The following is a 25,659-nucleotide window of genomic DNA, read 5'->3' as shown; positions in this document are numbered from 1 at the left end:
AACCTTAACGCGTAACCACAAGGGAAGAGGGTACGCCCGAGGCGTGCATTGCGTCGACGCCGCGCCACCCTATATCGTGAAGATAGCCCGGCAAGGCGCCGGGCACGGTGGAGGAATGGACATGCCGCAAAACCCGATGAAGATCCCCGGACCCGACCACCCCATCTCGATCGAGCAAACGAACGATCATGTCGTCGTTACGGTGGCAGGCAAGACAATCGCCGACACGCGCCGCGCGCTCAGCTTGCGGGAGGCGTCATATCCGCCGGTGCTCTACATACCCCGCGAGGACGTCGACATGACGGCGTTGCAGAGAACCGATCACAGCACCCATTGTCCCTACAAGGGCGACTGTTCCTACTACAGCATACCCGGTGGCGGCGAGCGCTCGGAGAATGCGATATGGACCTACGAGACGCCCCACGAGGCAGTTGCAGCCATAAAGGGCTTCATGGCTTTCTATCCCAATCGCGTCGATGATATCAAAATCACCCCGGCGACGTGACAGCATATGCCCCCACGGAGGCGCTCAGCCGGTGCGCTGCATCAACTTTCATCAGCATGATATTCTAAATAAGCTCTTGAAAGTGAAGCGTAATCGACGAACTGCCCATTGGGGGCTTTCCTAATCCTGATTAATCTATAGACTCGGTCGTGTTAGTTGGCCAACGGGAATACGTTTCGTTACCCATGTTGCCGGCCTTACCGGAGGTCCTCGGACCTTCATAGAAGGAGACAGCCATGACCAATGTACTGCCAGCCCTCCATGACGGGCACGCACCGATCACCCTGCAGCAGCTTTTTCGCGAAGCTATCCATGCTTTCGAGGAATGGGGCGCCGACAGCTCCGAGCCGCTGGTCACCTTTGAAGGCCGGATCTTTCCGATCAGTGCCGCCTTCGAGGCGATGCGGGGTTGCACCGACATCATGCCGAGCAACCTGCTCGGCGCGGTGACCGAGCGTCTCACAAAACCCTGGGAAGGCGAAGGCCCGCTCGACACGATGACATTTTCGACAGCCGCCCGCGTAATGAGCGTCCTGGTGCGCAAGCGGCTTCTGGCCGATGACAGCGCAGTGCCGGTTGCCGCAGTGGCCGAGCGCCAGGCGGAAGATATTTCCGACCGCTAGGTCGGTTCGGGATGGATTGAAAGGCCGCCGGTTTGCAAAGACCGGCGGCTTTTTAGTGTCGTGAAAAGGGCACTCCCGACCTCTCTGTGCGCTTGGCGATCTTGCACGCGCGACCCATCTGTGAAAATATTCTTCACATAAGAACAATCCGCATGGGCGCCTGCTGGATTTTGCGGCCCGTTAGCGCCAGCGCCCAGTCGCTGATTCCAAGGAGCAGCCGCCATGACGCGTATCACCGATCTCCGCGTATTCGACATCCGCTTCCCGACCTCGCTCAGCCTTGACGGATCCGATGCGATGAACCCCGACCCGGACTATTCGGCGGCCTACGTCATTCTCGAGACCGACCAGCCGGGCCTTTCCGGCCATGGCCTGACATTCACCATCGGCCGCGGCAACGAGATCTGCTGCATGGCAATCAAGGCGATGGCGCATCTGGTTGTCGGCACCGATCTTGCGACTGTGCTCGAAAATCCCGGAAAATACTGGCGGCACCTGACCAGCGACAGCCAGCTTCGCTGGATCGGCCCTGAGAAAGGCGCCATGCATCTGGCAACCGGCGCCGTCGTCAACGCGGTCTGGGATTTGCTCGCCAAGCAGGCGGGGAAGCCGGTCTGGCGGCTGGTCAGCGAGATGGACGCCGAACAGATCGCCGATATCGTCGATTATCGCTACCTGACCGACGTGCTGACGCGCGACGAGGCCGTGGCTTTGCTGAAGAAAGCCGAAAGCGGCAAGGCGGAGCGCATCGCCACCCTCGAACGCGACGGTTATGCCTGCTACACGACCTCGGCCGGCTGGCTCGGCTATAGCGACGACAAGCTGCGACGTCTCTGCCAGGAAGCGATCGATGCCGGTTTCAATCATATCAAGATGAAAGTCGGCCGCGACCTCGAGGACGATATCCGTCGCCTCACGATTGCCCGCGAGGTCATTGGCCCCGACCGCTATCTGATGATCGATGCCAATCAGGTCTGGGAAGTCGGCGAGGCCATCGACTGGGTGAACCAGCTGGCCTTTGTCAAACCGTTCTTTATCGAGGAGCCGACCAGCCCGGACGATATCGCCGGCCATCGCAAGATCCGCGAAGCCGTGGCGCCGGTGAAGGTGGCGACTGGGGAGATGTGCCAGAACCGCATCATGTTCAAGCAGTTTATCGCCGAGGGGGCGATCGATATCGTGCAGATCGATTCGTGCCGCATGGGCGGTCTGAACGAGGTGCTGGCTGTGCTGCTGGTTGCGGCCAAATACAATCTGCCGGTCTGGCCGCACGCCGGTGGCGTCGGTCTCTGCGAATACGTGCAGCACCTGTCGATGATCGACTACATCGCGGTTTCCGGCACGAAGGACGGCCGTGTGATCGAATATGTCGATCATCTTCACGAGCATTTCCTCGATCCCTGCATCATCAAGGACGCCGCCTACATGCCGCCGAGCATGCCGGGCTTCTCGATTGAGATGAAGCCGCAATCGATCGAAACATACACATTCCGCGGCTGAACGCGTTTCAGGCCTGCGGCGGGCCGCGGACGAGAGGAGCGTTCGCGGCCATTGCGGTTTTTTCCGTTACTCGCCATGTTTCACCGAGACGCGCCCGGGGAGTGGCGTCAGACGACAGGAGATTCTATGCCCACCACACACCGGCCGCTGGCCATCAGCGCGCCCGAGCCGCGCACGCTCGAACTGATCTTCACGCCGGAAGCGCTAGCGCATCTCAGGGCGACATACGAGATCGTCGAAGCCGACCCGGAAAACATCGCCGGCCTTGGCGACGATATTCTCGGCAGGGCTCGCTACATCATCGGTCAGCCGCCGCTTTCCCATGAAACGCTCGACCGGATGCCGCAGCTGCGCTGCATTCTGAACGTCGAGAGCAACCTGATGAACAACATGCCCTATGACGTGCTGTTCCAGCGCGGCATCCATGTCGTGACCACCGGGCAGGTGTTTGCCGAGCCCGTGGCCGAGATCGGTCTCGGTTTCGCTCTCAGTCTGGCGCGCGATATCGTCGATGCGGACGTCGCGTTTCGCGAAGGCAACGAACTCTGGGGCGGCGACGGCAATGCCGGCGCCCGCCAGATCAGTGGCTCCGATATCGGCATTGTCGGCTTCGGCGATCTCGGCAAGGCGCTGAACAGGGTCCTCAGTGGCTTCAGGGTGAAGATAAAGGTCTACGATCCCTGGATGCCGCGCTCCATTCTCGAGGATTTTGGCGTGCAGCCTGCCAGCCTCGACGACGTGTTGGCGAACAGCGATTTCGTCTTCGTAGTCGCGTCCGTCACCAGCGAGAACAAGGGCTTTCTTGGTGCCGAGGCCTTTGCCGGCATGCGCAAGGGGGCGGCCTTCATCCTGCTCAGCCGCGCTGACGTCGTCGATTTCGACGCGCTGATGGCCGCCGTAGCCTCGGGCCACATCGTCGCTGCCAGTGACGTCTATCCGGAAGAGCCGCTGGGCAAGGACCACCCGGTGCGCCGTTTGAAGGGCTTCATCCGCTCCGCACACCGCGCAGGCGCGCTGAATAGCGCCTTCAAGAAGATGGGCGACATGGTCATCGAGGACATGGACCTCATGGACCGAGGCCTGCCGCCGATGCGCTGCAAGCGCGCCGAGCGCGAAACGGTATCGCGGATGCGCTCCAAGCCGGTGACGAAGAACTGAGGGGTTGGATTTAACGCCGGTGCTCGGATTTCTTGTAAGGCAGCCCGGAAGCCTACGGCTCATCTCCCCTCCCCCTTGTGGGGGAGATGTCGGCGTCGCCGACAGAGGGGGGCGTCTTGCGTCGAACGACCTAACTCAGCAGTGTCTCAGACCACGCTGTCCTCGGCTCGATGCGTCTTATCCAGCCAAGCCCGCACGATCCCCACATCGTCATCGGTCAACTCGTGGCCGTGCGGCACGATCCGGAGCTCGACGTCGGCACCGGCAGTGGCAAGTTCGGTGCGCAGCGTCTCAGCGTAGCGGCCGTAGTCGTCGAATTCGCCCGAGATCATCAGCACGTCCACATCACTCATATCAGCCTGCGGACGCTGGTCGAGGACCGGCATCGAACGCAGCAGTACGACACGGTGGATCACGTGCGGATGGAGCGACAGCATTGCGTTGAGGAGGTTGGCGCCATTGGAATAGCCGAGGTAGACGGTTCTTTGAGCCTTGAGACCATAGGCCTTGATAGCGCCCTCGATGAAGGCGGCAAAGGCTTCGGCCTCGCTGACGATATCGCTCTGGACGAAGGTGAAAGGCGTGAGGCGCAGGAACCAGCGCGGTAGCCCGTCCTCTTCGGCGCAGCCGCGTACTGCGAGCAGCGTGGCGCGCGGTGCGATGCGGTTGGCAAGCGGCAACAGGCTGGTTTCGTTGGCGCCGGAGCCGTGCAGCAGCACGATCACGCTGCCGTCGGCGTCTTCGGGCGTATAGAAGCGGTGGACGAAGGGCAGGTCGCGATAGATCACCCTCGGCTCGCCGGGCATCGCAAATTGCGGCATCAGCAGTGTCAGTTCGCGCTCCCGCTCGATATTGCCGGCCGGGAGGAACAGTTTCGTTCCGAGTGTACTGCTCTCCTCGTCGATCAGCATGCCGGGCGTATCGGTCGCGAGTTCGAACAGGATACCGCCGGGCTCGCGGACGTAGAGCGACCGGAAATACTTTCGGTCGTGGACGTTGACGGTGCCCGAATTTGAATCCTGCAGAGTGCCGAGAACGGCCTGCAGTTCTGCATCGTCGTTGGCGCGGAAGGCGACGTGATTGACGGTGCCTGTTCCCGGCGCGCTCGACCAGAAGCCGGCGGCATCCCGGACATCAATGATGTCGCCGGGCTCCGAGACCATGCGGCGGATGTTGCCGGCGGTCGCCTGCGGCCGGTAGCCGAAATGTCGTTCGAGGAAAGACTGCGTCTCCCCGGGCTTCTCGGTAAACAGAGTCGCGCCGCGCAGGCGGCGGATGGCGTGTTCCCCGGGAATGCCGTCCGATGCCCATGGCGTGCCGGCGTGCAATCCGGTGTTCCCGACCAGCTTGACGATCATGCCATCCGGGTCCTTCAGCCGCAGCACCGGTTCGCCGAATTCATCCATGGGCCCTTCCACCTTCAGGCCGAAGGTGAGGGATCGGGTTAGCCAGAAGCCGATGCTGAGGGGATCAATGGCAAGCGAGATCTCGCCGGTCTGTCCGTAGCCGGCGCGGCCGGGCGACCCGTCTTCCCAGACGAGGAAGGTTACCAGCGAGCCTGGCGAGCCGCTGGCGTCACCGTAAAACAGGTGCAGTTGCGTCGCATCCTCGAAACCGCCAGTACGCTTAACTAGCCGCAGCCCGAGGAAGCCCGCGTAGAAATCGACGTTTGCCTGCACTTTGCGGGTAATCAGCGTGATGTGGTGGATACCGGCGACCATCTCTGCTCCAGGGCTCTGCCCGCTTTGCGACCTGAGCTCATCTAGACCGGAAGGAGGGTTGGCATCAATGCGCCCGGCGAGCCCTCAGTGTTCACTGATCGGCGACGGACGCTTGCTCTTGTAGCCGCTCATTTCGGCGCCGGCGGTCTTCGAAAAGCGGGAGTTCCAGATCGTCGCGCTCAGCGAAATCAGCGTGACCACGATGAAGGCGGCTGAAAAGTCGTTGAGTTCGGCCTGCTGGTGATCCTGGATGAACATCGAGCCGTGCAGCGCCAGGGCTGCGACGCAGATGCCGAGCGACAGCATCAGTTGCTGGAAGGTCGTGTAGAAGCTGGTGGCAGCACTCATCCGGTCTCTGTCGATCTCGTCATAGGCGATGGTGTTGTAGGCCGTGAACTGGAACGACATGAAGAAGCCGCACAGCATCAGGATCACGAAGATCAGCGGCATCGGCCAATCCGGACGGAAGGCGGCGCAGGTGCCGTAGCCGAGCGTGCCGATGACGCCGAAAACCATGAGGCTGTTGCGGAAGCCGAAACGTTTCAGCACCTTTGATTGCAGGGCTTTCATGGCCATGGAGCCGATGGCCGTGGCGATGACGATCCGGCCGGCAGCGGCTGCCGACATGCCGAAGCCGAGCTGCAGCATCAGCGGGATCAGAAACGGTTGTGCCCCTTGAGTGATGCGGGTCAGCGAGCCTGCAATGACGGACGCCCCGAAGCTCGGCACCCGCATCAGCGAGAAATCCATGATCGGCGACGGATGCTTCTTGGCGTGTCTGAGATAGGCGATGCCGAACAGCACCCCTATCGCAATCAGCATGATGGCCATGGAGCCTTCGCCCGAGCGGCTGGACATCTCGAAGCCGAACAGCAGGGAGCCCAGCGAAATGCCGGACAGGATGAAGCCGGAGAGATCGAACGGTCCGTTCGCCGGTCCCTTGACGTCCTCGATGAAGATGCTGACGAGCACGAAGCCAAGGATGCCGATGGGCACGTTTATGTAGAAGATCCAGCGCCAGTCGAGGTAGGTGACGAACATGCCGCCCACCGGCGGTCCGACGATCGGGCCGATCAGCGCCGGCACCAGCAGCCAGGACATGGCCGAGACCAGATCCTTGCGGTCGACGCTGCGCATCAGCACGAGACGGCCGACCGGCATCATCATGGCGCCGCCGATCCCCTGGATCAGCCGGGCGACCACGAGGAAGGACAATGTCGGAGCCTGTGCGCAGAGGATGGAGCCGAATACGAACACGGCTATGGCGCTGCGAAACACGGTGCGCGAGCCGAAGCGGTCGGCGATCTTGCCGCTGGCGGGAATGAAAATCGCCAGGCTGAGCAGATACGATGTCAGCGCGATGCTCATTGCCGGCGGGCTGACGTTGAAGTCGCGCGCCATCGTCGGCAGGGCCGTTGCCAGCACGGTGGCGTCCAGCTGTTCCATGAACATCGAACTGGCGACGATCAGCGCAATCGTACGGAAATTTGGTGCCGCCGGCCGGGAGGCGGACGGATAGGTCTGATCCGACATCGTCGGTTATCGCTCTCGGTGGTGCGGTGGGAGCCCGGGGGCAGACCCGCAAATCTGGTAACGGCGCAAGAGCCGCATTTGAACCGGGCCGGTATACGCCTCGTTTTCCAGCTTTGCTATATGCAATTATGCAGATCAACCCCGCAAAACTAGAAAGGCAGACTTATTTTGCAGACCTGCAACAGTTTTGCCCGGATCTGGCAGGCGACGGCCGGATTTTGCCGGCAGATACCGCGCTAGTAGCCGCTCGCCGTGCCGGAACCGGCCCTGCTGTCCATCGCGCCGTTGTAGCGCGCACCACCGCCGGCCGCGATCTCGGCAACGCTCTTGCCGCCGACCAAGATGCCGGCTGCCTGGCCCCAGATCGGCCAGTCCTTGTCGACCGCGACGTTGTAGCCCATGGCGGCAAGCAGCCGCATCGTGTCGGGTGACAGCGCGTAGGGCTCGGTGAAGACCTTGTCCGGCAGCCACTGGTGATGGATGCGCGGTGCATCGATGGCCTGGCGGATATCCATGCCGAAATCGATGACGTTGACGATCGTCTCGAGCGTGATGGTGATAATGCGGGCACCGCCAGGGCTGCCGATGACCATGAAGGGCTTGCCGTCCTTGGCGATGATGGTCGGGCTCATCGACGACAGCGGCGTCTTCTTCGGCTGGATGGCGTTGGCCTCGCCCTGCACTAGGCCATAGAGATTGGGCACGCCGGGCTTGGAGGTGAAATCGTCCATCTCGTTGTTGAGCAGCACGCCGGTACCGGGTGCGACGACGCCGGCGCCAAACGAGCCGTTCAGGGTATAGGTGACGGCCACGGCGTTGCCGTCATTGTCTATAATCGAATAATGGGTGGTCTCGTGGCTCTCGCCAAAACCCTTCGGCATCAGGTCCTTGGAGACGCCGGCGCGGTAGGGATCGATGCTGTCGCGGATCTGCTTGGCGTAGCCCTTGTCGAGCAGCTTTGCGACCGGGTTGTCGACGAAGTCGGGGTCGCCAAGGGGCGCGTTGCGGTCGACATAGGCGTGGCGCATGGCCTCGACCATCAGATGTACTGTTTCTGCCGAGCCGTAACCGAGATAGGACAGCGGATAGCCTTCGAGCACGTTGAGGATTTCGCAGATGATGACGCCGCCGGAGGAGGGCGGGGGCGAAGAGACGATCTCGTAACCCCGGTAATTGCAGGTGACCGGTGCGAGTTCGCGGACCTTGTACTGGTCGAAGTCTGCCTTGGCGAGGACGCCGCCCTTGTCCTGGCTCGCCTTGACGATCGCATCTGCCGTCCGGCCCTTGTAGAATCCGTCAGGACCGTTCTCGGCAATCTGCGACAAGGTGGCGGCGAGGTCCGGCTGGCGCAACTGGTCGCCGACCGCAAACGACTTGCCATCTTGCTTGACATAGATGGCAGCCGCAGCCGGGTCGCGCGACAGGCGCTTCTGGCCGCCGCCGAGTTCGACGACATCGCCTTGGTCGAGCGTGAAGCCTTCCTGGGCATAGCGGATTGCCGGCCCCATCAGCTCCTCGCGCGATTTCGTGCCGTATTTTTCGCGCGCCGTCTCGAGGCCCATCACCGATCCCGGCACGCCGACGGCAAGGTAGCCCTCGGTGCTGGCGCCTTTGACGACGTTGCCCTTGTCATCGAGATACATCGTCTTGGTGGCGGCAAGCGGCGCCCGCTCGCGGAAGTCGAGAAAGGTTGTCCTGCCGTCCTTCAGGCGGATGGTCATGAAGCCGCCTCCGCCGATGTTGCCAGCTGTCGGATAGACAACCGCGAGGGCATAGCCAACCGCGACAGCGGCATCGATAGCGTTGCCACCGCTTTTCAGGACTGCGACCCCGACATCTGTTGCCAGGTGCTGGGCCGTGACCACCATGCCGTGATCTGCCTTCACCGGTTGCGGGGAAGCTGCAGAGGCCGGCATCACTGCTATCAGGTCGAGCGTCAGGATCAGGGCGGTCAGGGTCAAGCGCTTGGCAGTCAGGTGCATGTCGTCGGTTCTCCGAAACAGGATAAACGCCAGAAGAGCGCTGCCTTCCCCATATGTCCAGTCATAATTGAATCGGAAGTAATGGCGATACCGTCCTGTGGCGCAGGGATGTGAGTCGCTTGAAAATCGGCTGGTGAACAGCTGTATGGTGGAGCTTGTCTGCAGATTTCAACAATAGAAACGTTATTTCTCACGGGCTACTTATTGTATTTTTACTATCGATTAACGCTGTTGAAAAAATTTAATGTGTCTGGACAGGCCGGGCTCTCGCAAAATTTCCAAACTAGGGCAGTCTTGTTTCGAGACAGAACGCGGTTTGCGGGAGGGCGACATGATCGTCACCAGGCTTGAGCAGTGGAAGACCGAGAATCGCCTGCCATTTCTTGCGCGTCCCGCCAAGAAAAGTCCCGTCACCAAAATCGAATGCGTTGGCTGCCACAGCCATTTCTTCCGCTGGACATCCACCGCCGCTGCCTATGGTCGATGCGACGATTGCTCCAAATCCTAAATCAATAGGCCCGCAGGGTTGCTGCGCTAGCGGATCAGGATGGCGCGGAAATCGTTTACGTTGGTGCCGGTCGGACCCGGGGCGAAGATATCGCCGATGGCGTGAAAAGCCGACCAGGCGTCGTTGTTGCGTAGGCGATCGGCGGGCACGATGCCAGCCGCGCGCATGCGGACAGCGCTGCTGCCGTCCGCAAAGGCTCCCGCATTGTCCTCGCTCCCATCGATACCATCCGTATCGGCGGCGATGGCGTCGATGCCCTCAAAACTGTCGATATCGATGGCGAGAGACAGCAGGAATTCCGAGTTCCGGCCACCCTTGCCGTCGCCGGCCACCGTCACCGTGGTCTCGCCCCCTGACAGAAGCACGACGGGTTTTGCGAACGGGCGATTGCGCGCCGCTATTTCGCGGGCAATGGCAGCATGCACACGGGCCGCCTCGCGGGCCTCGCCTTCTATCGAATCGGACAGGATGGCTGCTTCGATGCCGAAGGCGCGGGATGCGTTCGCGGCTGCTTCCAGCGAAACGCCTGCCGAGGCGATCACGTGGACTTCGTTGCGCGCAAAACGCGGGTCGTCGGTGGCCGGTGCATCGGCTTGCGGGCTTCCGATGTGCGCGAGGACATTGGCGGGAAGGGCGAGAGAATATTGCCGGATGAAGTCCAGTGCGTCGGAGCGATCGCCGGTACCGGCAATCGTCGGGCCGGAGGCCACGAGCGCCGGGTCGTCGCCCGGGATATCGGAGACGACAAGGGTGACGACCTTGGCGGGATAGGCGGCGACGGCAAGCCGGCCGCCCTTGATGGTCGAGATATGCTTGCGGATGGTGTTCATGACGGAGATCGGCGCGCCGGATGCGAGGAGGGCGCGGTTGACGGCAATCTCGTCGTCAAGCGTCAGCCCTACGGCCGGCGAAGGCAGCAGCGCCGAGCCGCCTCCCGATATCAGCGCAATCACCAGATCGTCGGCACTCAACCCCTGCACCAGACGCAGCAGCCGCGTCGCGGCATCGAGCCCAGATCTATCGGGGACGGGGTGCGACGCTTCGACGATTTCGATGCGCTCGCAGGCAACGGCAAAGCCGTAGCGTGTGACGACGAGCCCTTCCAGCGGTCCGTCCCAGCAGCTTTCCAGCGCTGCGGCCATCTGCGCCGAGCCCTTGCCTGCGCCGATGACGATGGTTCGGCCTTTCGGTTGCCGTGGAAGATGGCGGCGGATGCCTGCCAGTGGATCGGCCGCAGCGACGGCCACATCGAACAGGGCTGTGAGAAAGGCGCGGGGATCGGTGACGGTCATGGTTGTCTGCCTGATGTCGTTAACACGGGCATGAACCAACGCCGCTCGCGTTGCAAGCCTCAACGGCGGGATTGACACAAGGACGGCGATTGTTTCCCTGACGCGAAATGCCTATCTGTTTCGCATCGACAGGTAAATTGCAGGCAGGGGTTTTCGACATGGTTGAGTTGAAGGGCAAGGAACGGCAGACGGGCGCTAGGGCCGTGCTCGGCCGCACCGGCTTTCCGCAGGTGACGTCGGTTACCGGCGGCGAGATCAACGTGGTGACGGCGCCGTCGCAGGTCGGCTTCAACCCGCTCGACCTGCTCTACGCATCGCTGTCCGCCTGCCTCGTGCTCAGCGCCCGCATGGCCGCAGGACAGATGGGCGTGCTGGACAAGCTGTCCGAAGTGACGGCCGAGGTAACCGGACAGAAGGCAGCCTCGGGCGTGTCGCGCGTCGAGACGTTCCACATCGTCTTCACCATTAAGGGCGACTTCGACGACAAAACCCGTAACGCCATCGCTCACGCCGCCGAAGGCGAGATCTGCACCGTCAGCAACACCATCCGCGGCAACCCCGAATTTTCAACGGTGGTGGTTGGCTAGGCCCATTAGCGGGGCGGCATCACGAAACCTTCAAGAAAGGGGCCAAGTTCGGGATCGATGTCGATCTTGACCGTGTTGTTGAAGATCGCCGTAGCGATCATGATGCCCCCGAAGGCCACGAGGTTGACCAGCGTCGGCTCATCGTAGCGGGCTTTGAGGCGCGCCCAGATCTCGTCAGGAATGGCGTTCGAATCCGCGACCATTGCCTTGCCGAAGGCGATCAGCGTGGCCTCGTCTGGGCTTGGCTCTATCGTCTCGGGTTTCAGGCCGGCATTGATCAGCGCGCGACGGAAAAAGCCGACGGGGATGATGGAGCGGCACTCGATGGCGATTGCCTGGCAGAAGAGCCATACGGCGCGGTCGTCGAGATCGGGGCGCAGCTCTTCGCGGAGGGTAAACCATTCAGCATAGATGCGGTGGGCCACAGGCGAATGCAGCAGCGTCCGCTTCATGTTGGTCATCCGGCCGCGAAGGAGTACCTCGCGGTCATGCTCGGCACGGGCCTCATCGGATGCTGTGGCGTAGTCGAAGTGTGACAGATGGCTCATCGGTGCTGCTCTCGGAGGGATCGCACTCTTTTTGCCGATTTCCGCAACTCTGTCACTCCGCGGCTTCCGAAACAGCCGGAAAGAAACGATTTTCCGGGCGTGGCAGGCCGAGATGGTCGCGCAGCGTGGTGCCTTCGTATTCCTTGCGGAAAAGGCCGCGCCGCTGCAACTCCGGCACCAGGCGGTCGGCGACATCGTCGAGGCCCTGCGGCAGGAAGGGGAAGACCACGTTGAAGCCGTCCGAGCCCTCTTCCGACAGCCATGTTTCCATTTCGTCGGCAATGGTCTCGGGCGTGCCGACGAAGGCCAGTCCGCCGTAGCCGCCCAGCCGCTGGGCAAGCTGGCGGACGGTCAGGTTTTCCTGCTGGGCCATACGGATCGCTTGTTCGCGGCCGCTCTTGCTGGCGTTGGTTTCGGGTATTTGCGGCAGAGGGGCGTCGGGGTCGAACTTCGAGGCGTCGTGGCCGAGCGAGATCGACAGCGAGGCGATGGCGCTGTCGTAATGCACCAGGCTGTCGAGGCGGGCCCGCTTGGCGCGCGCCTCCTCGACGCTGTCGCCGACGACGACAAATGCCGCCGGCAGGATTTTAAGGTGGTCCGGGTTGCGACCGACGCGAGGCATGCGGCCCTTGATATCGGCATAGAGCGACTTTGCGGTCTTGAGATCGCGGGGCGCTGCAAACACCACCTCGGCGGTCTCGGCTGCCAGCTGCTTGCCGGGCTCGGACTGGCCGGCCTGTACGATGACCGGCCAGCCCTGCGGTGTACGGGCAATGTTGAGCGGGCCGCGCACCGACAGGCTTTCGCCCTTGTGGTCGAGCACGTGCATCTTGTCCGGGTCGAAAAAGATGCCGGTTTCGGTGTCGCGGATGAAGGCGTCGTCGGCAAAGCTGTCCCAGAGGCCGGTGACGACGTCATAGAATTCGCGCGCCCGGCGATAGCGCTCGTCGTGCTCGACATGATCTTCGAGGCCGAAGTTGAGGGCGGCATCGGGGTTGGACGTGGTGACGATGTTCCAGCCGGCGCGTCCGTCGCTGATGTGGTCGAGCGAGGCGAAGCGCCGGGCGATATGATAGGGCTGCTCGAAGGTGGTGGAGGCGGTGGCGACCAGGCCGATCTTCTCGGTGACCGCAGCCAGCGCCGAGAGCAGCGTGAACGGCTCGAAGGAGGTCACCGTATGGCTGCGCTTCAGGGCCTCGATGGGCATGTTGAGGACGGCCAGATGATCGGCCATGAAGAAAGCGTCGAACTTGGCAGCTTCGAGTTTCCGGGCAAAACTCTTGATGTGCCTGAAGTTGAAATTGGCATCCGGATAGGCTCCGGGGTAGCGCCAGGCGCCGGTGTGCAGGCTGACAGGACGCATGAAAGCGCCGAGCTTCATTTGCTTTTGGCCGGACATCAGGGGATCCTTTTCAAAACCTCTTGGCACAGCTTGACTGCGATGCAGCAAAACCATGACTTGAGATGGGGGACGCCTTCGTATCAATCAACGGCCGGGAGCTAGAAGTGGCGCGTCGAAAATACATAGGTGACCAATCTTTTTTGCTTGTTCGCCTTTTCCGTGCGGCCAATTGGGAATAGACCAAGCTTTCAAGCCTCGGGGACACCAATCCATGCATGAGAAAGACATCGCAGATATTACCGCATGGCTGATGCAGCGAGGTCTGAAGGGCGCGACTGAAATCGATCTTTTGAGCGGCTTCTGCGAGGCCTGTCGCCGAAGCGGGCTGCAACTTAGTCGCGGCATGGCGCTGATGGACACGTTGCATCCGGTCTACGAAGGTCGCGTGTTTCGCTGGGACAGCACCGAGGTCATCGAGCCTGTGTTCGAATATGGCTCCACCAACCAGGGTATCGCTGCGGAAAACTGGCTGAAATCGGCGTTTTACTATCTGCAGGAAACCATGACATCGGAAGTTCGCCGCCGAATAGGCTTTGGCGATCCTGTCGATTTTTACACGCTGGATGTCTTGAAGGAGGCGGGCGTTACGGACTTCATCGCCTTTGCCCACCCATTCGAGGATGCCGGTACAATCGGCGACATGGACTGTTTCTTTGCGCATTTCGCCACTGCCGACAAGGATGGTTTCCTGGACGACGACATCGCCACGCTGCGCCGGCTGGTGCCTGCGCTCGCGCTGGCGATCAAGTGCACCGCGCTCGACCGGATTGCCCGTACGATCGCCGAGGTCTATCTCGGCGAAGACGCGGCGCAGCATGTGCTCGGTGGCAAGATCACGCGCGGCAAGACGGAGCGCATCTCGGCGGCCCTTTGGTTTTCAGATCTCGCCAACTATACGCGCATCTCGGATACGGCGGAGCCCGACGAGATCATCCCGATGCTCAACGACTACGCCGACGCCGTCATTTCGTCGATCCACGAGGCAGGCGGCAACGTGCTGAAGCTGATCGGCGACGGCACGCTGGCGATCTTCAAGGCGCGTGACGAACGCGATGCCTGTGCGGCGGCCCTCAAGGCAGAATCGCTGCTGCGGGAGCGTTTGCGCAATCTCAATGCCCAGCGGCAGGTCGAGGGCAGGCCGGTGACGGAGATCTATCTCGGCCTGCATATCGGCGAGGTGTTCTACGGAAATATCGGCAGCCAAGACCGGCTTGATTTCACCGTCATCGGGCCGGCGGTGAACGAGGTCAGCCGCATCGCCTCGATGTGCCATTCCGTCGACCGCGATGTGCTCATGTCGTCGAACTTCGTTGCAGCGGCAGAGGTCTCGCAGCGCAACGATCTCGTCTCCGTCGGCCGCTACGCGTTGCGGGGCGTCAAGCGGGCGCAGGAACTGTTCACGCTGATGCACGCGGCCTGAGGGGCTTCAGCGCTTGCCGGCGGCAAACATCGGACCGCCCTTGTGAGGCGGGAAGCCGTAGCCGTTGATCATCACCAGATCGATGTCGCCCGGGCGGGCGGCAATACCACGTTCGAGCAAGGCCTTGCCTTCGTCGGCCATCGCCCGCAATAGCCTTGCGACGATTTCGTCCGACGAAAAACTGCGCGGGGTGATGCCTTTTTCGGCCCGCACCCGCTCGATCAACGCTGTCACTTCGGGATCGACAGTCCGCGTGCCGTCCGGGTAGGCATACCAGCCGCGTCCGGATTTCTGGCCAAATCGGCCAGCCTCGCAAAGCCGGTCGGCAATGGGGACGTAGCGCTCATCCGCATTGCGCGTTGCCGCCTGACGCTTGCGGCGGGCCCAGGCGATTTCGAGGCCTGCCATGTCGTAGACGGCAAAGAGCCCCATGGGGAAGCCGTAAGCTTCGAGCGCTGCGTCGATCTCGTGGGGCAGCGCGCCATCCTCGAGCATGAACTCGGCCTCCCGGCGGTAGGCGGAAAAGACGCTGTTGCCGATGAAACCTTCGGTGACGCCACAGACGACCGGCAGCTTGCCGAGCCGCTTGGCAAAGGCCAGGGCACTGGCCAGCGCATCCGGTGCCGTCTCCGCGCAATTCACCACTTCCACCAGCCGCATGATATTGGCGGGGGAGAAGAAGTGCAGGCCGAGGATTCGACGGGGATGAAGCGTTTCTGCGGCAATGGCGTCGGGATCGAGATAACTGGTGTTGGTGGCAAGGATGGCATCTGCGCGGACGATGCCGTCGAGCCGCTGGAACAGCGCCGTCTTGACCGCCATGTCGTCGAACACAGCCTCGATGACCAGATCTGCATCGGCGAGGGCCGTCATGTCGCTGGTGACGGTCAGGCGGCCGAGCTGATCGGCAAGGCCGTCGGTGTCGAGACGGCCGGTCTGCACCGCCTTTTGCAGCGTGGCTGCGATGCGCTCGCGACCTTTGTCAGCGGCGTCTTCGGTCTGCTCTACGGCGACGACCCGGAAGCCGGCGCCAAGCGTCGCCACCGCAATGCCGGAACCCATGAGGCCGGTGCCGACGATCCCGACGGTCTCGATGCTGCGGGGCGCTATGCCTGCGAGCCCATCGACCTTGCCGGCGGCGCGCTCGGCGAAGAAGACATGGCGGAGGGCTGCCGATTGCTCGGAGTCCCGCAAGCCAAGGAATGTCGTCCGTTCGTCCGACAGGCCATCGGCAAGGGTTGCGTAGGTGGCGAGCCTGACAAGCCGCACGGCTTCGACGGGCGCTGTCTGGCCGCGAGATTTTCCGACGACCTTCGCCGCTGCAGCCTCTACCGCTGCGATATTCTGTTGCGGTACGGCCAGTTGACCGGTGCGCCGTAGCGGAGTTCCGGCAAGCCTTTGGACCATGGCAATCGCCGCTGACCGCTCGTCGGCATCGGTGGCATCGGCAAGACCGAGCGATGCTGCTTCCGCAGCCTTGACCGCCCGCCCGGTTCCGATCAGGTCAATAGCGGCAACCGTGCCGATGAGCCTTGGAAGACGCTGGGTACCGCCGGCGCCGGGCACAAGGCCGAGTTTGACTTCCGGCAGTCCGAAACTGGCGCTTGGGTTAGCGATCCGGGCGTGGCAGGCAAGAGCGATTTCGCAACCGCCGCCCAGCGCCGCGCCATTGACGGCTGCAACGACAGGCTTTTCAAAGGCTTCGATGCGGTTGATGAGATCTGGCAGATGGGGCTCGATCGATGGCTTGCCGAACTCCCTGATATCGGCGCCGCCGACGAACGTGCGACCGGCACCGGTGATGACGATGCCGACAATCGACGCCGCCGCCGCTGCGTGATCCAGCGCTGCCATGATGCCAGCGCGCACGTGGCTCGACATCGCGTTGACGGGCGGATTGTCGAGGGTGACAACCAGTACGCCGTCCGACGTCTCGCCCGAGACGCTCTCCGAAAAGGTCGTTACCGACATCGCCGCTCTCCTATTCCGGAACGACGGCAGTGGCCTGGATCTCTATCTTGGCGCGGTCCTCGACGAGGCCGACGACCTGCACTGCAGCCATCGCCGGAAAATGCCGGCCGATGACGTCGCGATAGGCTTGGCCAACGCCCTTGAGGTTGGCGAGGTATTCGGCCTTGTCCGTGAAATACCAGGTCATCGACGTGATGTGCTGCGGCCCGGCACCGCCTTCGGCGAGGATGGCGACGATGTTGGAAAGCGTCTGGCGAACCTGATCGACGAAATCGTCGCTTTCGAACTCGCAAGCGGCATTCCAGCCGATCTGGCCGCCGACGAATACCGTGCGACCAGTCGCGGCGACACCGTTGGCGTATCCGATCGGCTTGGCCCAGCCCTCAGGCTGCAGGATCGTGTGCATCGGTCTTCTCCAGATGGTGTTCCAGCGCGGCCCTGATGTCGTCCGGCCAGGCAAGCGATTGCTGTGTGTCGAGGTGCGTGGCAACGACGCGGTGGGTGGCGGTCCAGAGGATCTTGCCCCTGGCCGAAACCTGATGCTCGAGATCGAGGGAGGCGCGGCCAATGCGGCGGACGATCACGGCGAATTCCAGTTCGTCGCCCTGAAAGCCGGGAGACGAGAAGGTCAGGTCCAGGCGGACGGTCGGCACGCCGATCCGCCGCTCATCGATCATCGTCTTCCAGGGAAAACCGAGCGTAGCGAAATAGTCCTCGAGAACACCGACAAGGATGTTCAGGTAGGACGGGAAATATGCAATCCCGGAGGGATCGCAATCGCCGAAGCGCAACGGTCTTGTCGTCTTGAATGCCACGACAGCCTCAGTTCGCGAAGGCGGCAATGCCGGTGATGGCACGGCCGAGGATCAGGGCATGGATATCGTGGGTGCCTTCATAGGTGTTGACCACTTCGAGGTTGACCATGTGGCGGATGATGCCGAACTCGTCGGAAATGCCGTTGCCGCCGAGCATATCACGTGCGTTGCGGGCGATATCGAGCGCCTTGCCGCAGGAGTTGCGCTTCAGGATCGACGTCAGCTCTACCGGCGGGTGGCCTTCCTCCTTCATCCGGCCGAGCCGCAGGCAACCTTGCAGGCCAAGTGCGATCTCGGTCGTCATGTCCGCGAGTTTCTTCTGGATCAGCTGGTTGGCGGCGAGCGGCCGGCCGAACTGATGCCGGTCGAGGACGTATTGGCGTGCCCTGGCGTAGCAATCCTCGGCAGCCCCGAGCGTGCCCCAGGCGATGCCATAGCGGGCCGAGTTCAGGCAGGTGAACGGGCCCTTGAGGCCGGTGACGTTGGGCAGCAGGTTTTCTTCCGGCACGAAGACGTTGTCCATGACGATTTCGCCGGTGATCGAGGCGCGCAGGCCGACCTTGCCGTGAATGGCCGGTGCCGTCAGGCCCTTCCATCCCTTTTCGAGGATGAAGCCCCTGATGACGCCGTCCTCGGTCTTGCCCCAGACGACGAAGACGTCGGCAATCGGCGAATTGGAAATCCAGATCTTCGACCCGGTCAGCTGGTAGCCGCCGTCGACCTTCTTGGCGCGGGTGGCCATCGAGCCGGGGTCGGAGCCGTGGTTCGGTTCCGTCAGGCCGAAGCAGCCGATCCACTCGCCGGTGGCAAGCTTCGGCAAGTACTTCTGCTTCTGCGCTTCCGAGCCAAAAGCATCGATCGGCACCATCACCAGCGAGGACTGTACCGACATCATCGAGCGATAGCCGCTATCGACGCGCTCGACCTCGCGGGCGATCAGGCCGTAGGCGACATAGCCGAGGCCGGAGCCGCCATATTCGGGTGCGATGGTCGGGCCGAGCAGGCCGAGTTCGCCCATTTCGCGGAAGATCGCCGGGTCTGTCTTTTCATGGCGAAATGCTTCCAGCACACGCGGCGCCAGCTTGTCCTGCGCATAGGCACGTGCGGTGTCGTGGACCATGCGCTCGTCGTCGGTCAGCTGGTCCTGCAGACGGAAAGGGTCGGCCCAGTCGAATATCTCGCGGCTATGCGCCATTGGTTTCTCTCCCATCACTTTGATTTCAGCAGTTCGCGCGCGACGATCAGCTTCTGCACTTCGGTCGCACCTTCGTAGATGCGCAGCGCGCGGATCTCGCGGTAGAGTTTCTCGGTTATCTCGCCCGTTTTCACGCCGCGCCCGCCAAACAGCTGGACGGCGCGATCTATTACGACTTGCGCTGTCTCCGTTGCCGTCATCTTGGCCATCGCCGCCTCGCGGGTCGTCGGCAGCTGCTGCACGTCGCGGCGCCAGGCGGCGCGGTAGGTGAGAAGAGCCGCTGCGTCGATGCCGGTCGCCATATCGCCGAGCGCTGCCTGCGTCAACTGGAGGTCGGCAAGCCTGGCGCCGAACATCGGGCGCTCCTGGACATGAACGAGCGTTTCATCCAAGGCCCGGCGCGCAAAGCCGAGGGCGGCGGCTGCCACCGAGGCACGGAAGATATCGAGGGTGCGCATGGCGATCTTGAAGCCCTCGCCGGGTGAGCCCAAGCGTCGCGATGCCGGGATGCGGCAGGCATCGAAGCGGATCGTTGCCAGCGGATGGGGCGCGATCACCTCGATACGTTCGGTGACGGAAAAGCCGGGGTCGTCCGCAAAGACCACGAAGGCAGAGATACCGCGCGTGCCCGGTGCTTCGCCGGTACGGGCAAAAACGGTGTAGACATCGGCGATGCCACCGTTGGAAATCCAGGTCTTCTCGTCATCGAGAATGTAGTGGTCGCCCTCCAGGCGGGCGGCACAGCTCATGGCCGCGACATCGGAGCCGGCATCCTTTTCCGACAAAGCGAAGGCAGCAAGCCATTCGCCGGAGCGGACTTTCGGTAATACGGCCGACCGCAATTCCCCGGAGCCGGACAGGCCGATAGCGCCGGTGCCGAGGCCTTGCATGGCGAAGGCGAAATCGGCCAGTCCATCGTGCCAGGCGAGCGTTTCGCGGGCGAGGCAGACGCTGCGGGAATCGATCGGCGTCGGGTCGTCGGGCGCACCGACGGCGGCTTCCAGCAGGCCGGCATCGCCAAGTGCGCGTACCAGCTTGCGGCAGGCGCCGTCGACATCGCTGTGATCGATGGCAGCCATCGGTGTCGATGCGGCGAAGGCATCGAGCCGTTCGGCGAACTGCCGATGACGGGCGTCGAAGAACGGCCAGTCGAGATGGTCGCGGGTCGGTCCTTTCAGGGTGGCTACCGGCTGCATCGCCTAGTCTCCCTTGAATTCCGGCCGGCGCTTTTCGGCGAAGGCCTCGAATGCGCGGCGGAAATCCTGTGTCGCCATGCAGATCGCCTGGGCCTGGGCTTCCGCATCGATCATTTCGTCGATGCCCATCGCCCATTCTTGGTTCAGCATGGTCTTGGTCATGCCATGCGCAAACCAAGGGCCATCGGCGATCGAGCGGGCAAGCTTTGTGGCCTCGGCTTCGAGATCCGCGCTTGCATGCAGGGCATTGTAGAAGCCCCAGGCATGGCCTTCGGCCGAGGACATGTAGCGGCCGGTATAGAGCAATTCGGCGGCACGGCCCTGGCCGATGATGCGCGGCAGCATTCCGCAGGCACCCATGTCGGCGCCGGCAAGCCCAACGCGGGAAAACAGGAAGGCGGTCTTGGCCTCCGGCGTCGCCACGCGCAGGTCGGAGGCCATGGCGAGGATGGCGCCGGCACCTGCGCAGATGCCATCGACGGCGGCGACGATCTGCTGCGGGCATTTGCGCATCGCCTTGACGAGATCGCCGGTCATGCGTGTGAAGGCCAGCAGCTCGGGCATGGCCATGCGTGTCAACGGCTCGATGATCTCGAACACGTCGCCGCCTGATGAGAAATTGCCGCCGGCACCTGTGATGACGATGGTTCTGACGTCGGAGGCATAGGCGAGGTCGCGAAAGAGATCACGCAGCTCGGCATAGCTGTCGAATGTCAGCGGGTTCTTGCGTTCCGGGCGGTTCAGCCGCAGCAATGCCACCCGTCCGTCTTCGCTGACATCCCAGAGGAAGGTCCTCGGCCGATAGTCCCTGAAAGGGCGCAGATGGCCCCGCATCGTCATGTCGCGCTCGCTCATCCTGTCAGAACCTCCCCGCCGGCGACGGCTATTGCCTGGCCGTTGATAGAGGCACTACTGGGCAAGGCCAGCCATATCACGGTGTCGGCCACTTCCTCGGGTCTCACCAGCCGCCCCTGCGGATTGGATCTGGTAAATTCCGCCTTCGCCTGTTCGCGCGTTCGGCCGGTCTTCTCGACGATCCTGTCGATTGACTGCTCGAGGATCGGCGTATCCGTGAAGCCGGGGCAGACGGCGTTGACGGTGATGCCGGTCCGAGCGAGCTCGACCGCCAGCGACCGGGTGAGCCCGACCACGCCGTGCTTGGCGGCGGTGTAGGCAGAAATATAGCCATAGCCGGTGAGGCCGGCCGTGGAGGCGATGTTGATGATGCGGGCACCTTGCCCGTGGGCGCGCAAATCTGACATCGCGGCCTGCGTCACCAGGAAGACGCCGGTGAGATCGACGGCGATGACCCGCGACCACATCTCGAGGCTGGTCTTTTCGAAAGGCGCGCTCGGTGCCTCGCCGGCATTGTTGACCAGGATATCGATCGGACCGAATTTAGCCTTCGCGGCTGCAAAGCCTGCGGCGATGGCGTCTGCGCTGGTGACGTCGAAGCCGTCCGCAACGAAGGTCGCCACGCCCAGTTGGGAGGCCAGCGCCTGCAATGGCTCCAGCCGCCGCCCGGCCAGCGTGACGTTGGCGCCCTCGGCGGACAGAGCACGGGCAATCGCCGCACCGATGCCGCTTCCGGCTCCGGTGACGAGCGCGTGGCGGCCGCCAAGTCTGCCCGAATGGGTCATGTCAGGCTCTCACTTGGCCGGCGCGGCGGGAACCGCACGGGCGAGATTGTTTTCATACTGCGATTTGGCCGACTGGTACTGTTTTGGCCAGGGAATGGAAGTGATGCCGATTTTTGCGGCCTCATGCAATGACCAGGCGGCATCGGCAAGATGCGGCCGGGCAATGGCGCAGAGATCGGCGCGACCAGCCGAGATGATGGAATTGGCATGATCGGCCTCCGAGATGGCGCCGACGGCGATCGTCGGGATGCCGATCTCGTTGCGGATCTTGTCGGAAAACGGCGTCTGGAACAGGCGGCCATAGACCGGCTTTTCCTCCTTCGATACCTGTCCCGAGGAGCAATCGATCAGGTCGGCGCCGGCATCCTTGAACATCTGCGCAAAGATGGCTGCGTCTTCAGGCGTATTGCCGCCGTCGGCCCAGTCGTTGCAGGAAAGGCGCACGGAGATCGGCTTGTCGTCCGGCCAGACGGCGCGGATGGCGGCAAAGATTTCCAGCGGGTAGCGGGCGCGGTTTTCGTGGCTGCCGCCGTAGTCGTCGGTGCGCTGGTTGGTCAGTGGCGACAGGAAGCTCGACAGCAGGTAGCCGTGGGCGCAGTGCAGCTCCAGCCAATCGGCGCCGGTGGTGACGGCAAGCTCCACCGAGCGGACGTGGTCGGCCTTGACGCGGTCCATGTCGACGCGGTCCATCGCCTTCGGCACCTGGCTGTTCTTCAGGTAGGGAATGGCAGAGGCCGAGATCAGCGGCCAGTTGCCATCGGTGAGCGGCTGGTCGATGCCGTCCCAGGCGAGCTTGGTCGAACCCTTGCGGCCGGCATGGCCGATCTGGATCCCGACCTTGGCATCGCCATTGCCGTGGATGAAATCGACGACTCGGCGCCAGCCGGTGGCCTGTTCCTCGTTCCAGAGACCGAGGCAGCCGGGCGTGATGCGCGCATCCGGCGAGACGCAGGTCATTTCTGCAAAGATCAGCCCGGCGCCACCCAGAGCGCGGGCGCCGAGATGAACCATGTGAAAGTCATTGATCAAGCCGTTCTTTGCAGAATACATCGCCATCGGAGAGACGACGAGGCGGTTCGGCAGGGTGACGCCGCGCAGGGTGAAGGGCGTGAACATCGGCGGCAGGCAGCGGCCATTGCCAACCGTCAGGCCTGATTTCTCGGCAAACCAGCGCTCATAGCCCTCCAGCCAGTGCCTGTCGCGCAGCCGCAGGTTCTCGTGGCTGATACGCTGCGAGCGGGTCAGCATCGAATACATGAACTGTTCCGGCTCCAGCGCGTCGGCATAGCGGGTGCCGACCACTTCGAACCATTCCATCGCATTGCGCGCGGCGTTCTGGATGCGGGCGACGTCGACCCGGCGGATCTCCTCGTAGGCATGCAGAACGGCCGGGATCTTGTCGGCGCTGTGCTCGTGGATCTCGAACTGGCGGGCGAGCTCGATGGCGTCGTCGATGGCAAGCTTTGTGCCGGAGCCGATGGCGAAATGCGCCGTGTGGGCGGCATCGCCCATCAGAACGACGTGCGAATTGCCGTTGAAATGGCTCCACTTGCCGCAGATCAGCCGGTTGAAATTTAGCCAGGCGCTGCCGCGCATGTGGCGGGCATTGGTCATCAGCGGCGCGCCGTCCAGCGCTTCTGCAAACAGGTCCTGGCAGAAGTCGATCGAGGCCTGCTGCTCCATGGTGTCGAGACCGTGTGCGCGGTAGGCCTCTTCCGTCGTCTCGATGATGAAGGTCGAGGTCTGCTCGTCGAACTTGTAGATGTGTGCCTGGAACCAGCCGTGATCCGTCTTGCGGAAATCAAAGGTGAAGGCATCGAACAGCTTGTTGGTGCCGAGCCAGATGTAACGGTTCGGCCGGGTGATCATGTCGGGCTGGAAGATCTCGGGATAATGGTTGCGGATCTTGGAGTTGAGCCCGTCAGAGCCGATGACGAGGTCGGCATCGGGGTAATCGAGGTCAGAGGTGGCGTCGGTTTCGAAGATCAGCTCCACGCCGAGCGCCTCGCAACGGCGCTGCAGGATATTGAGCAGCTTCTTGCGACCGATGCCGACGAAACCGTGGCCGGAGGTGCGCTGTTTCGTGCCCTTGAACCAGACTTCGATATCGTCCCAGTGATTGAAGGCATCCTGTATCTCGGCCGCACTCTCCGGATCCCAGACCTTCATGGATTCCATTGTTGCGTCGGAAAACACCACGCCCCAGCCGAAGGTGTCATAGGGCTTGTTGCGCTCGACGATGCGGATGGAATGGCCGGGATGCAGCTTCTTCATCAGCAGCCCGAAATAAAGCCCGGCCGGGCCGCCGCCGATACAAACGATTTTCATCGCCAATCCTTCCCTGTCATCCCGCAGGTCGCTGCGCGTCGCAAGTTATTTGAAGTTTAAAATATAAACGCGGCGTCTGGGCGTCAAGTCGCAATTGCGGGAATTGACCGCCGGCTGCCCGATTTCCAGCGAAACCAGGCAGCCAAAGTGTCGCAGCCCTATTTCGCGGGGTCCTTGGGCGACCACAGGATTACCTTCGACTCCTTCTCGTAGGCCATCCCCTTGGGATAGCTGATGGCTTCGAGTTGCAGGCCCCAGGGGGCCTGGAAATACATGATCGTCTGCCCGGCAATCGGGCCGTCGTTCATCGGCACAGGCCCCATGCGGGTGGCGATGCCCTTGCCGTCGAGATATTTTTTGGCGGCTCCGACGTCATCGACATAGAGGGCGATGTGGAAGGCGCCGATATCGCTGTTGCGGGCCTTGAGGTCGCGCTGGTCAGGGGCTTCGTACTGGAAGATCTCGATGTTGGAGCCGTAGCCGCAGCGCACCAGCGTCACCTGGTCGATCTTGGCCTTGGCATCGACGCCGACGAGGTCTGTCATCAGCGTGCCCTTGTCGTCGGAGATCGGGCCGAAGGACATGGCTTTTTCGCAGCCGACGACGCCGACGAAGAAGTCGAGCGCCTGCTTCATGTCGGGCACGGTGATGCCGGTGTGGTCGTGACCGCGCATGCCGGGTATGCCGTCTGCGGAGGCAGCACCGGCGCTGGCGAGGGCAGTGGTCATGGCGAATGCGAAGGCAGTGATATGCTTCTTCATTTCTACGTTCCCCTGTTTTGGCGGGCGTGTTCCGGAAGGCAACAGTCTTCCTCCGCCCCGAAGGCCCGCGGCCCCGGTGCGTATCTCATGGCTATGGCAAGCACATACTGCTCGGCCTCAGGTCAGGCCGAGTCCTCGTTTTCGCTGACGCGCCAGAGCCAGTCCGGGTCGACCTCGGGCAGTGGAATGGCGTCGAGCAGCAGGCGCGTATATTGGGAGGCGGGCGCGGAGAAGACTCGCTCGCAGGGACCTTCCTCGACGACGCGGCCCTGCCGCATCACATAGACGCGGTCGCAGATGGCGCGGATGACGGAGAGATCGTGGCTGATGAAAGCCATCGACAGGCCAAGATCCGTCGAAAGTTCTTTCAGCAGGTTGAGTACCTGAGCCTGCGTAGAGACGTCGAGGCCGGAGACGATCTCGTCGGCGAGCACGAAATCCGGCTCCAGCAGCGCCGCCCTTGCAATGCCGATCCGCTGACGCTGGCCGCCCGAGAGTTCGTGCGGATTGCGGTCGAGGCAGGCCTGCGGCAGGGTCACCCGATCGAGGATCGCAGCGACCTTGCGCTCGGCTTCACGCCGATCCTTGGCGACGCCGTGCAGCAGCAGCGGCTCGACGAGGATGCGACGGATCGAGTGGCGCGGATTGAGCGAGGCCATCGGATCCTGGAAGATCATCTGCATTCGGCGCCGCAACGGTCGCATCCTGGCATCCGGCAGACGTGTGATATCCGTCCCGTCGAAGCAGATCTCGCCGGCCGAGGTGTCGACCAGCCGCAGCAGAGCGCGCCCGAGCGTCGTTTTGCCGGAGCCGCTCTCGCCGACGATGCCGATGGTTTCGCCACGATGGACGGCGATATCGACGCCGTGCAGCACTTTGACGCCATCGACATGACGGCCGGCCAGTGTGCGCCGCCCGCCATAGGTGACCTCGAGGCCAGTGGCCGTGAGTAGGGGCTCAGACATGGCGGCGGC

At 62.7% G+C, this 25,659-nt stretch carries 23 protein-coding genes; 6 read left to right on the top strand and 17 right to left on the bottom strand.

Translation table 11 applies throughout. From position 1 onward, the window contains the following. The first annotated feature begins 121 nt into the window (after positions 1–121). The 4 genes from EQW76_RS20940 to EQW76_RS20925 all read left to right on the top strand — a co-directional run bounded on the left by EQW76_RS20940 (position 122) and on the right by EQW76_RS20925 (position 3,786). Positions 122–505, top strand: a complete 384-nt coding sequence (locus tag EQW76_RS20940; RefSeq protein WP_142830737.1) for a DUF427 domain-containing protein — start codon at positions 122–124, stop codon at positions 503–505. 236 nt (positions 506–741) lie between these two features. Next, complete coding sequence (locus EQW76_RS20935) at positions 742–1,128, top strand: hypothetical protein (protein WP_142830739.1); 387 nt, start codon at positions 742–744, stop codon at positions 1,126–1,128. Between the two features lie 222 nt (positions 1,129–1,350). Then, positions 1,351–2,628: an L-fuconate dehydratase gene (locus EQW76_RS20930; protein WP_143123188.1), complete on the top strand. Its 1,278-nt coding sequence runs from the start codon at positions 1,351–1,353 to the stop codon at positions 2,626–2,628. A 126-nt stretch (positions 2,629–2,754) separates the two neighbouring features. Beyond that, positions 2,755–3,786: a hydroxyacid dehydrogenase gene (locus tag EQW76_RS20925; protein ID WP_142830743.1), complete on the top strand. Its 1,032-nt coding sequence runs from the start codon at positions 2,755–2,757 to the stop codon at positions 3,784–3,786. 146 nt (positions 3,787–3,932) lie between these two features. Here EQW76_RS20925 and EQW76_RS20920 read toward each other — a convergent pair whose 3' ends face one another. From EQW76_RS20920 to EQW76_RS20905, 5 genes are all read right to left on the bottom strand, one after another. Beyond that, on the bottom strand, positions 3,933–5,507 hold the full coding sequence (locus tag EQW76_RS20920) for a VOC family protein (RefSeq protein ID WP_142830745.1): 1,575 nt from the start codon (positions 5,505–5,507) through the stop codon (positions 3,933–3,935). An 84-nt stretch (positions 5,508–5,591) separates the two neighbouring features. Then, positions 5,592–7,040 carry an MFS transporter gene (locus EQW76_RS20915; RefSeq protein ID WP_142830747.1) on the bottom strand — a complete coding sequence of 483 codons (1,449 nt, stop codon included), beginning with the start codon at positions 7,038–7,040 and terminating at the stop codon, positions 5,592–5,594. A gap of 236 nt (positions 7,041–7,276) precedes the next feature. After that, positions 7,277–8,956, bottom strand: coding sequence for a gamma-glutamyltransferase (gene ggt, locus EQW76_RS20910; RefSeq protein WP_224127983.1), 1,680 nt, complete (start codon positions 8,954–8,956; stop codon positions 7,277–7,279). Positions 8,957–9,305: 349 nt separating this feature from the next. Further along, positions 9,306–9,461: a hypothetical protein gene (locus EQW76_RS29070; protein ID WP_153816486.1), complete on the bottom strand. Its 156-nt coding sequence runs from the start codon at positions 9,459–9,461 to the stop codon at positions 9,306–9,308. Between the two features lie 95 nt (positions 9,462–9,556). Next, complete coding sequence (locus EQW76_RS20905) at positions 9,557–10,822, bottom strand: glycerate kinase (protein WP_142830751.1); 1,266 nt, start codon at positions 10,820–10,822, stop codon at positions 9,557–9,559. 158 nt (positions 10,823–10,980) lie between these two features. On the opposite strand from EQW76_RS20905, the gene EQW76_RS20900 reads away from it, so the two are divergent. Further along, on the top strand, positions 10,981–11,409 hold the full coding sequence (locus EQW76_RS20900; RefSeq protein WP_142830753.1) for an OsmC family protein: 429 nt from the start codon (positions 10,981–10,983) through the stop codon (positions 11,407–11,409). A 5-nt stretch (positions 11,410–11,414) separates the two neighbouring features. Here the strand turns inward: EQW76_RS20900 and EQW76_RS20895 are convergent, their stop codons facing one another. After that, on the bottom strand, positions 11,415–11,957 hold the full coding sequence (locus EQW76_RS20895) for a hypothetical protein (protein WP_142830755.1): 543 nt from the start codon (positions 11,955–11,957) through the stop codon (positions 11,415–11,417). 52 nt (positions 11,958–12,009) lie between these two features. Beyond that, positions 12,010–13,356 (bottom strand): LLM class flavin-dependent oxidoreductase, encoded by a 1,347-nt coding sequence (locus EQW76_RS20890; protein WP_142830757.1) that lies wholly within the window; start codon positions 13,354–13,356, stop codon positions 12,010–12,012. 214 nt (positions 13,357–13,570) lie between these two features. Between EQW76_RS20890 and EQW76_RS20885 the strand changes: the two genes are divergently transcribed. Next, positions 13,571–14,779 carry an adenylate/guanylate cyclase domain-containing protein gene (locus tag EQW76_RS20885; RefSeq protein ID WP_142830759.1) on the top strand — a complete coding sequence of 403 codons (1,209 nt, stop codon included), beginning with the start codon at positions 13,571–13,573 and terminating at the stop codon, positions 14,777–14,779. A gap of 6 nt (positions 14,780–14,785) precedes the next feature. On the opposite strand, the gene EQW76_RS20880 is transcribed toward EQW76_RS20885, so the two are convergent. From EQW76_RS20880 to EQW76_RS20835, 10 genes are all read right to left on the bottom strand, one after another. Further along, positions 14,786–16,750, bottom strand: a complete 1,965-nt coding sequence (locus tag EQW76_RS20880; RefSeq protein ID WP_143123187.1) for a 3-hydroxyacyl-CoA dehydrogenase NAD-binding domain-containing protein — start codon at positions 16,748–16,750, stop codon at positions 14,786–14,788. Positions 16,751–16,760: 10 nt separating this feature from the next. Continuing rightward, positions 16,761–17,156, bottom strand: a complete 396-nt coding sequence (locus tag EQW76_RS20875) for a RidA family protein (protein WP_111222446.1) — start codon at positions 17,154–17,156, stop codon at positions 16,761–16,763. Next, a complete protein-coding gene (locus tag EQW76_RS20870) occupies positions 17,134–17,565 on the bottom strand; it encodes a thioesterase family protein (protein WP_142830763.1) in 432 nt (143 codons plus the stop codon). Before EQW76_RS20870 ends, EQW76_RS20875 begins: the two co-directional genes overlap by 23 nt. Positions 17,566–17,572: 7 nt before the next feature. Further along, positions 17,573–18,760 carry an acyl-CoA dehydrogenase gene (locus EQW76_RS20865; RefSeq protein ID WP_111222448.1) on the bottom strand — a complete coding sequence of 396 codons (1,188 nt, stop codon included), beginning with the start codon at positions 18,758–18,760 and terminating at the stop codon, positions 17,573–17,575. A gap of 14 nt (positions 18,761–18,774) precedes the next feature. Then, positions 18,775–19,956 carry an acyl-CoA dehydrogenase family protein gene (locus EQW76_RS20860; protein WP_142830764.1) on the bottom strand — a complete coding sequence of 394 codons (1,182 nt, stop codon included), beginning with the start codon at positions 19,954–19,956 and terminating at the stop codon, positions 18,775–18,777. A gap of 3 nt (positions 19,957–19,959) precedes the next feature. Next, complete coding sequence (locus tag EQW76_RS20855) at positions 19,960–20,811, bottom strand: enoyl-CoA hydratase family protein (RefSeq protein ID WP_142830766.1); 852 nt, start codon at positions 20,809–20,811, stop codon at positions 19,960–19,962. Beyond that, positions 20,808–21,596, bottom strand: coding sequence for an SDR family NAD(P)-dependent oxidoreductase (locus EQW76_RS20850; RefSeq protein ID WP_142830768.1), 789 nt, complete (start codon positions 21,594–21,596; stop codon positions 20,808–20,810). The genes EQW76_RS20855 and EQW76_RS20850 overlap by 4 nt, the downstream gene beginning before the upstream one ends. 9 nt (positions 21,597–21,605) lie before the next feature. Beyond that, complete coding sequence (locus EQW76_RS20845) at positions 21,606–23,924, bottom strand: bifunctional salicylyl-CoA 5-hydroxylase/oxidoreductase (protein ID WP_142830770.1); 2,319 nt, start codon at positions 23,922–23,924, stop codon at positions 21,606–21,608. A gap of 158 nt (positions 23,925–24,082) precedes the next feature. Next, positions 24,083–24,652 (bottom strand): VOC family protein, encoded by a 570-nt coding sequence (locus EQW76_RS20840; protein WP_142830805.1) that lies wholly within the window; start codon positions 24,650–24,652, stop codon positions 24,083–24,085. Between the two features lie 155 nt (positions 24,653–24,807). Next, complete coding sequence (locus EQW76_RS20835) at positions 24,808–25,650, bottom strand: ABC transporter ATP-binding protein (RefSeq protein WP_142830772.1); 843 nt, start codon at positions 25,648–25,650, stop codon at positions 24,808–24,810. Between the last annotated feature and the right edge of the window lie 9 nt (positions 25,651–25,659).

Source organism: Rhizobium sp. rho-13.1 (assembly GCF_007000305.1).
GTDB classification, from domain to species: Bacteria; Pseudomonadota; Alphaproteobacteria; order Rhizobiales; family Rhizobiaceae; genus Rhizobium; species Rhizobium rhododendri.
The sequence above is the reverse complement of the archived record's forward strand: the minus strand, read 5'-3'. Positions and strand labels throughout refer to the sequence as shown.

What these genes read in the sequence shown, in the direction of transcription:
- EQW76_RS20940 (WP_142830737.1), top strand. Translation starts at nt 122, where the DNA reads ATGCCGCAAAACCCGATGAAGATCCCCGGACCCGACCACCCCATCTCG.
- EQW76_RS20935 (WP_142830739.1), top strand. Translation starts at nt 742, where the DNA reads ATGACCAATGTACTGCCAGCCCTCCATGACGGGCACGCACCGATCACC.
- EQW76_RS20930 (WP_143123188.1), top strand. Translation starts at nt 1,351, where the DNA reads ATGACGCGTATCACCGATCTCCGCGTATTCGACATCCGCTTCCCGACC.
- EQW76_RS20925 (WP_142830743.1), top strand. Translation starts at nt 2,755, where the DNA reads ATGCCCACCACACACCGGCCGCTGGCCATCAGCGCGCCCGAGCCGCGC.
- EQW76_RS20920 (WP_142830745.1), bottom strand. Translation starts at nt 5,507, where the DNA reads ATGGTCGCCGGTATCCACCACATCACGCTGATTACCCGCAAAGTGCAG.
- EQW76_RS20915 (WP_142830747.1), bottom strand. Translation starts at nt 7,040, where the DNA reads ATGTCGGATCAGACCTATCCGTCCGCCTCCCGGCCGGCGGCACCAAAT.
- ggt (WP_224127983.1), bottom strand. Translation starts at nt 8,956, where the DNA reads ATGCCGGCCTCTGCAGCTTCCCCGCAACCGGTGAAGGCAGATCACGGC.
- EQW76_RS20905 (WP_142830751.1), bottom strand. Translation starts at nt 10,822, where the DNA reads ATGACCGTCACCGATCCCCGCGCCTTTCTCACAGCCCTGTTCGATGTG.
- EQW76_RS20900 (WP_142830753.1), top strand. Translation starts at nt 10,981, where the DNA reads ATGGTTGAGTTGAAGGGCAAGGAACGGCAGACGGGCGCTAGGGCCGTG.
- EQW76_RS20895 (WP_142830755.1), bottom strand. Translation starts at nt 11,957, where the DNA reads ATGAGCCATCTGTCACACTTCGACTACGCCACAGCATCCGATGAGGCC.
- EQW76_RS20890 (WP_142830757.1), bottom strand. Translation starts at nt 13,356, where the DNA reads ATGTCCGGCCAAAAGCAAATGAAGCTCGGCGCTTTCATGCGTCCTGTC.
- EQW76_RS20885 (WP_142830759.1), top strand. Translation starts at nt 13,571, where the DNA reads ATGCATGAGAAAGACATCGCAGATATTACCGCATGGCTGATGCAGCGA.
- EQW76_RS20880 (WP_143123187.1), bottom strand. Translation starts at nt 16,750, where the DNA reads ATGTCGGTAACGACCTTTTCGGAGAGCGTCTCGGGCGAGACGTCGGAC.
- EQW76_RS20875 (WP_111222446.1), bottom strand. Translation starts at nt 17,156, where the DNA reads ATGCACACGATCCTGCAGCCTGAGGGCTGGGCCAAGCCGATCGGATAC.
- EQW76_RS20865 (WP_111222448.1), bottom strand. Translation starts at nt 18,760, where the DNA reads ATGGCGCATAGCCGCGAGATATTCGACTGGGCCGACCCTTTCCGTCTG.
- EQW76_RS20860 (WP_142830764.1), bottom strand. Translation starts at nt 19,956, where the DNA reads ATGCAGCCGGTAGCCACCCTGAAAGGACCGACCCGCGACCATCTCGAC.
- EQW76_RS20855 (WP_142830766.1), bottom strand. Translation starts at nt 20,811, where the DNA reads ATGAGCGAGCGCGACATGACGATGCGGGGCCATCTGCGCCCTTTCAGG.
- EQW76_RS20850 (WP_142830768.1), bottom strand. Translation starts at nt 21,596, where the DNA reads ATGACCCATTCGGGCAGACTTGGCGGCCGCCACGCGCTCGTCACCGGA.
- EQW76_RS20845 (WP_142830770.1), bottom strand. Translation starts at nt 23,924, where the DNA reads ATGAAAATCGTTTGTATCGGCGGCGGCCCGGCCGGGCTTTATTTCGGG.
- EQW76_RS20840 (WP_142830805.1), bottom strand. Translation starts at nt 24,652, where the DNA reads ATGACCACTGCCCTCGCCAGCGCCGGTGCTGCCTCCGCAGACGGCATA.
- EQW76_RS20835 (WP_142830772.1), bottom strand. Translation starts at nt 25,650, where the DNA reads ATGTCTGAGCCCCTACTCACGGCCACTGGCCTCGAGGTCACCTATGGC.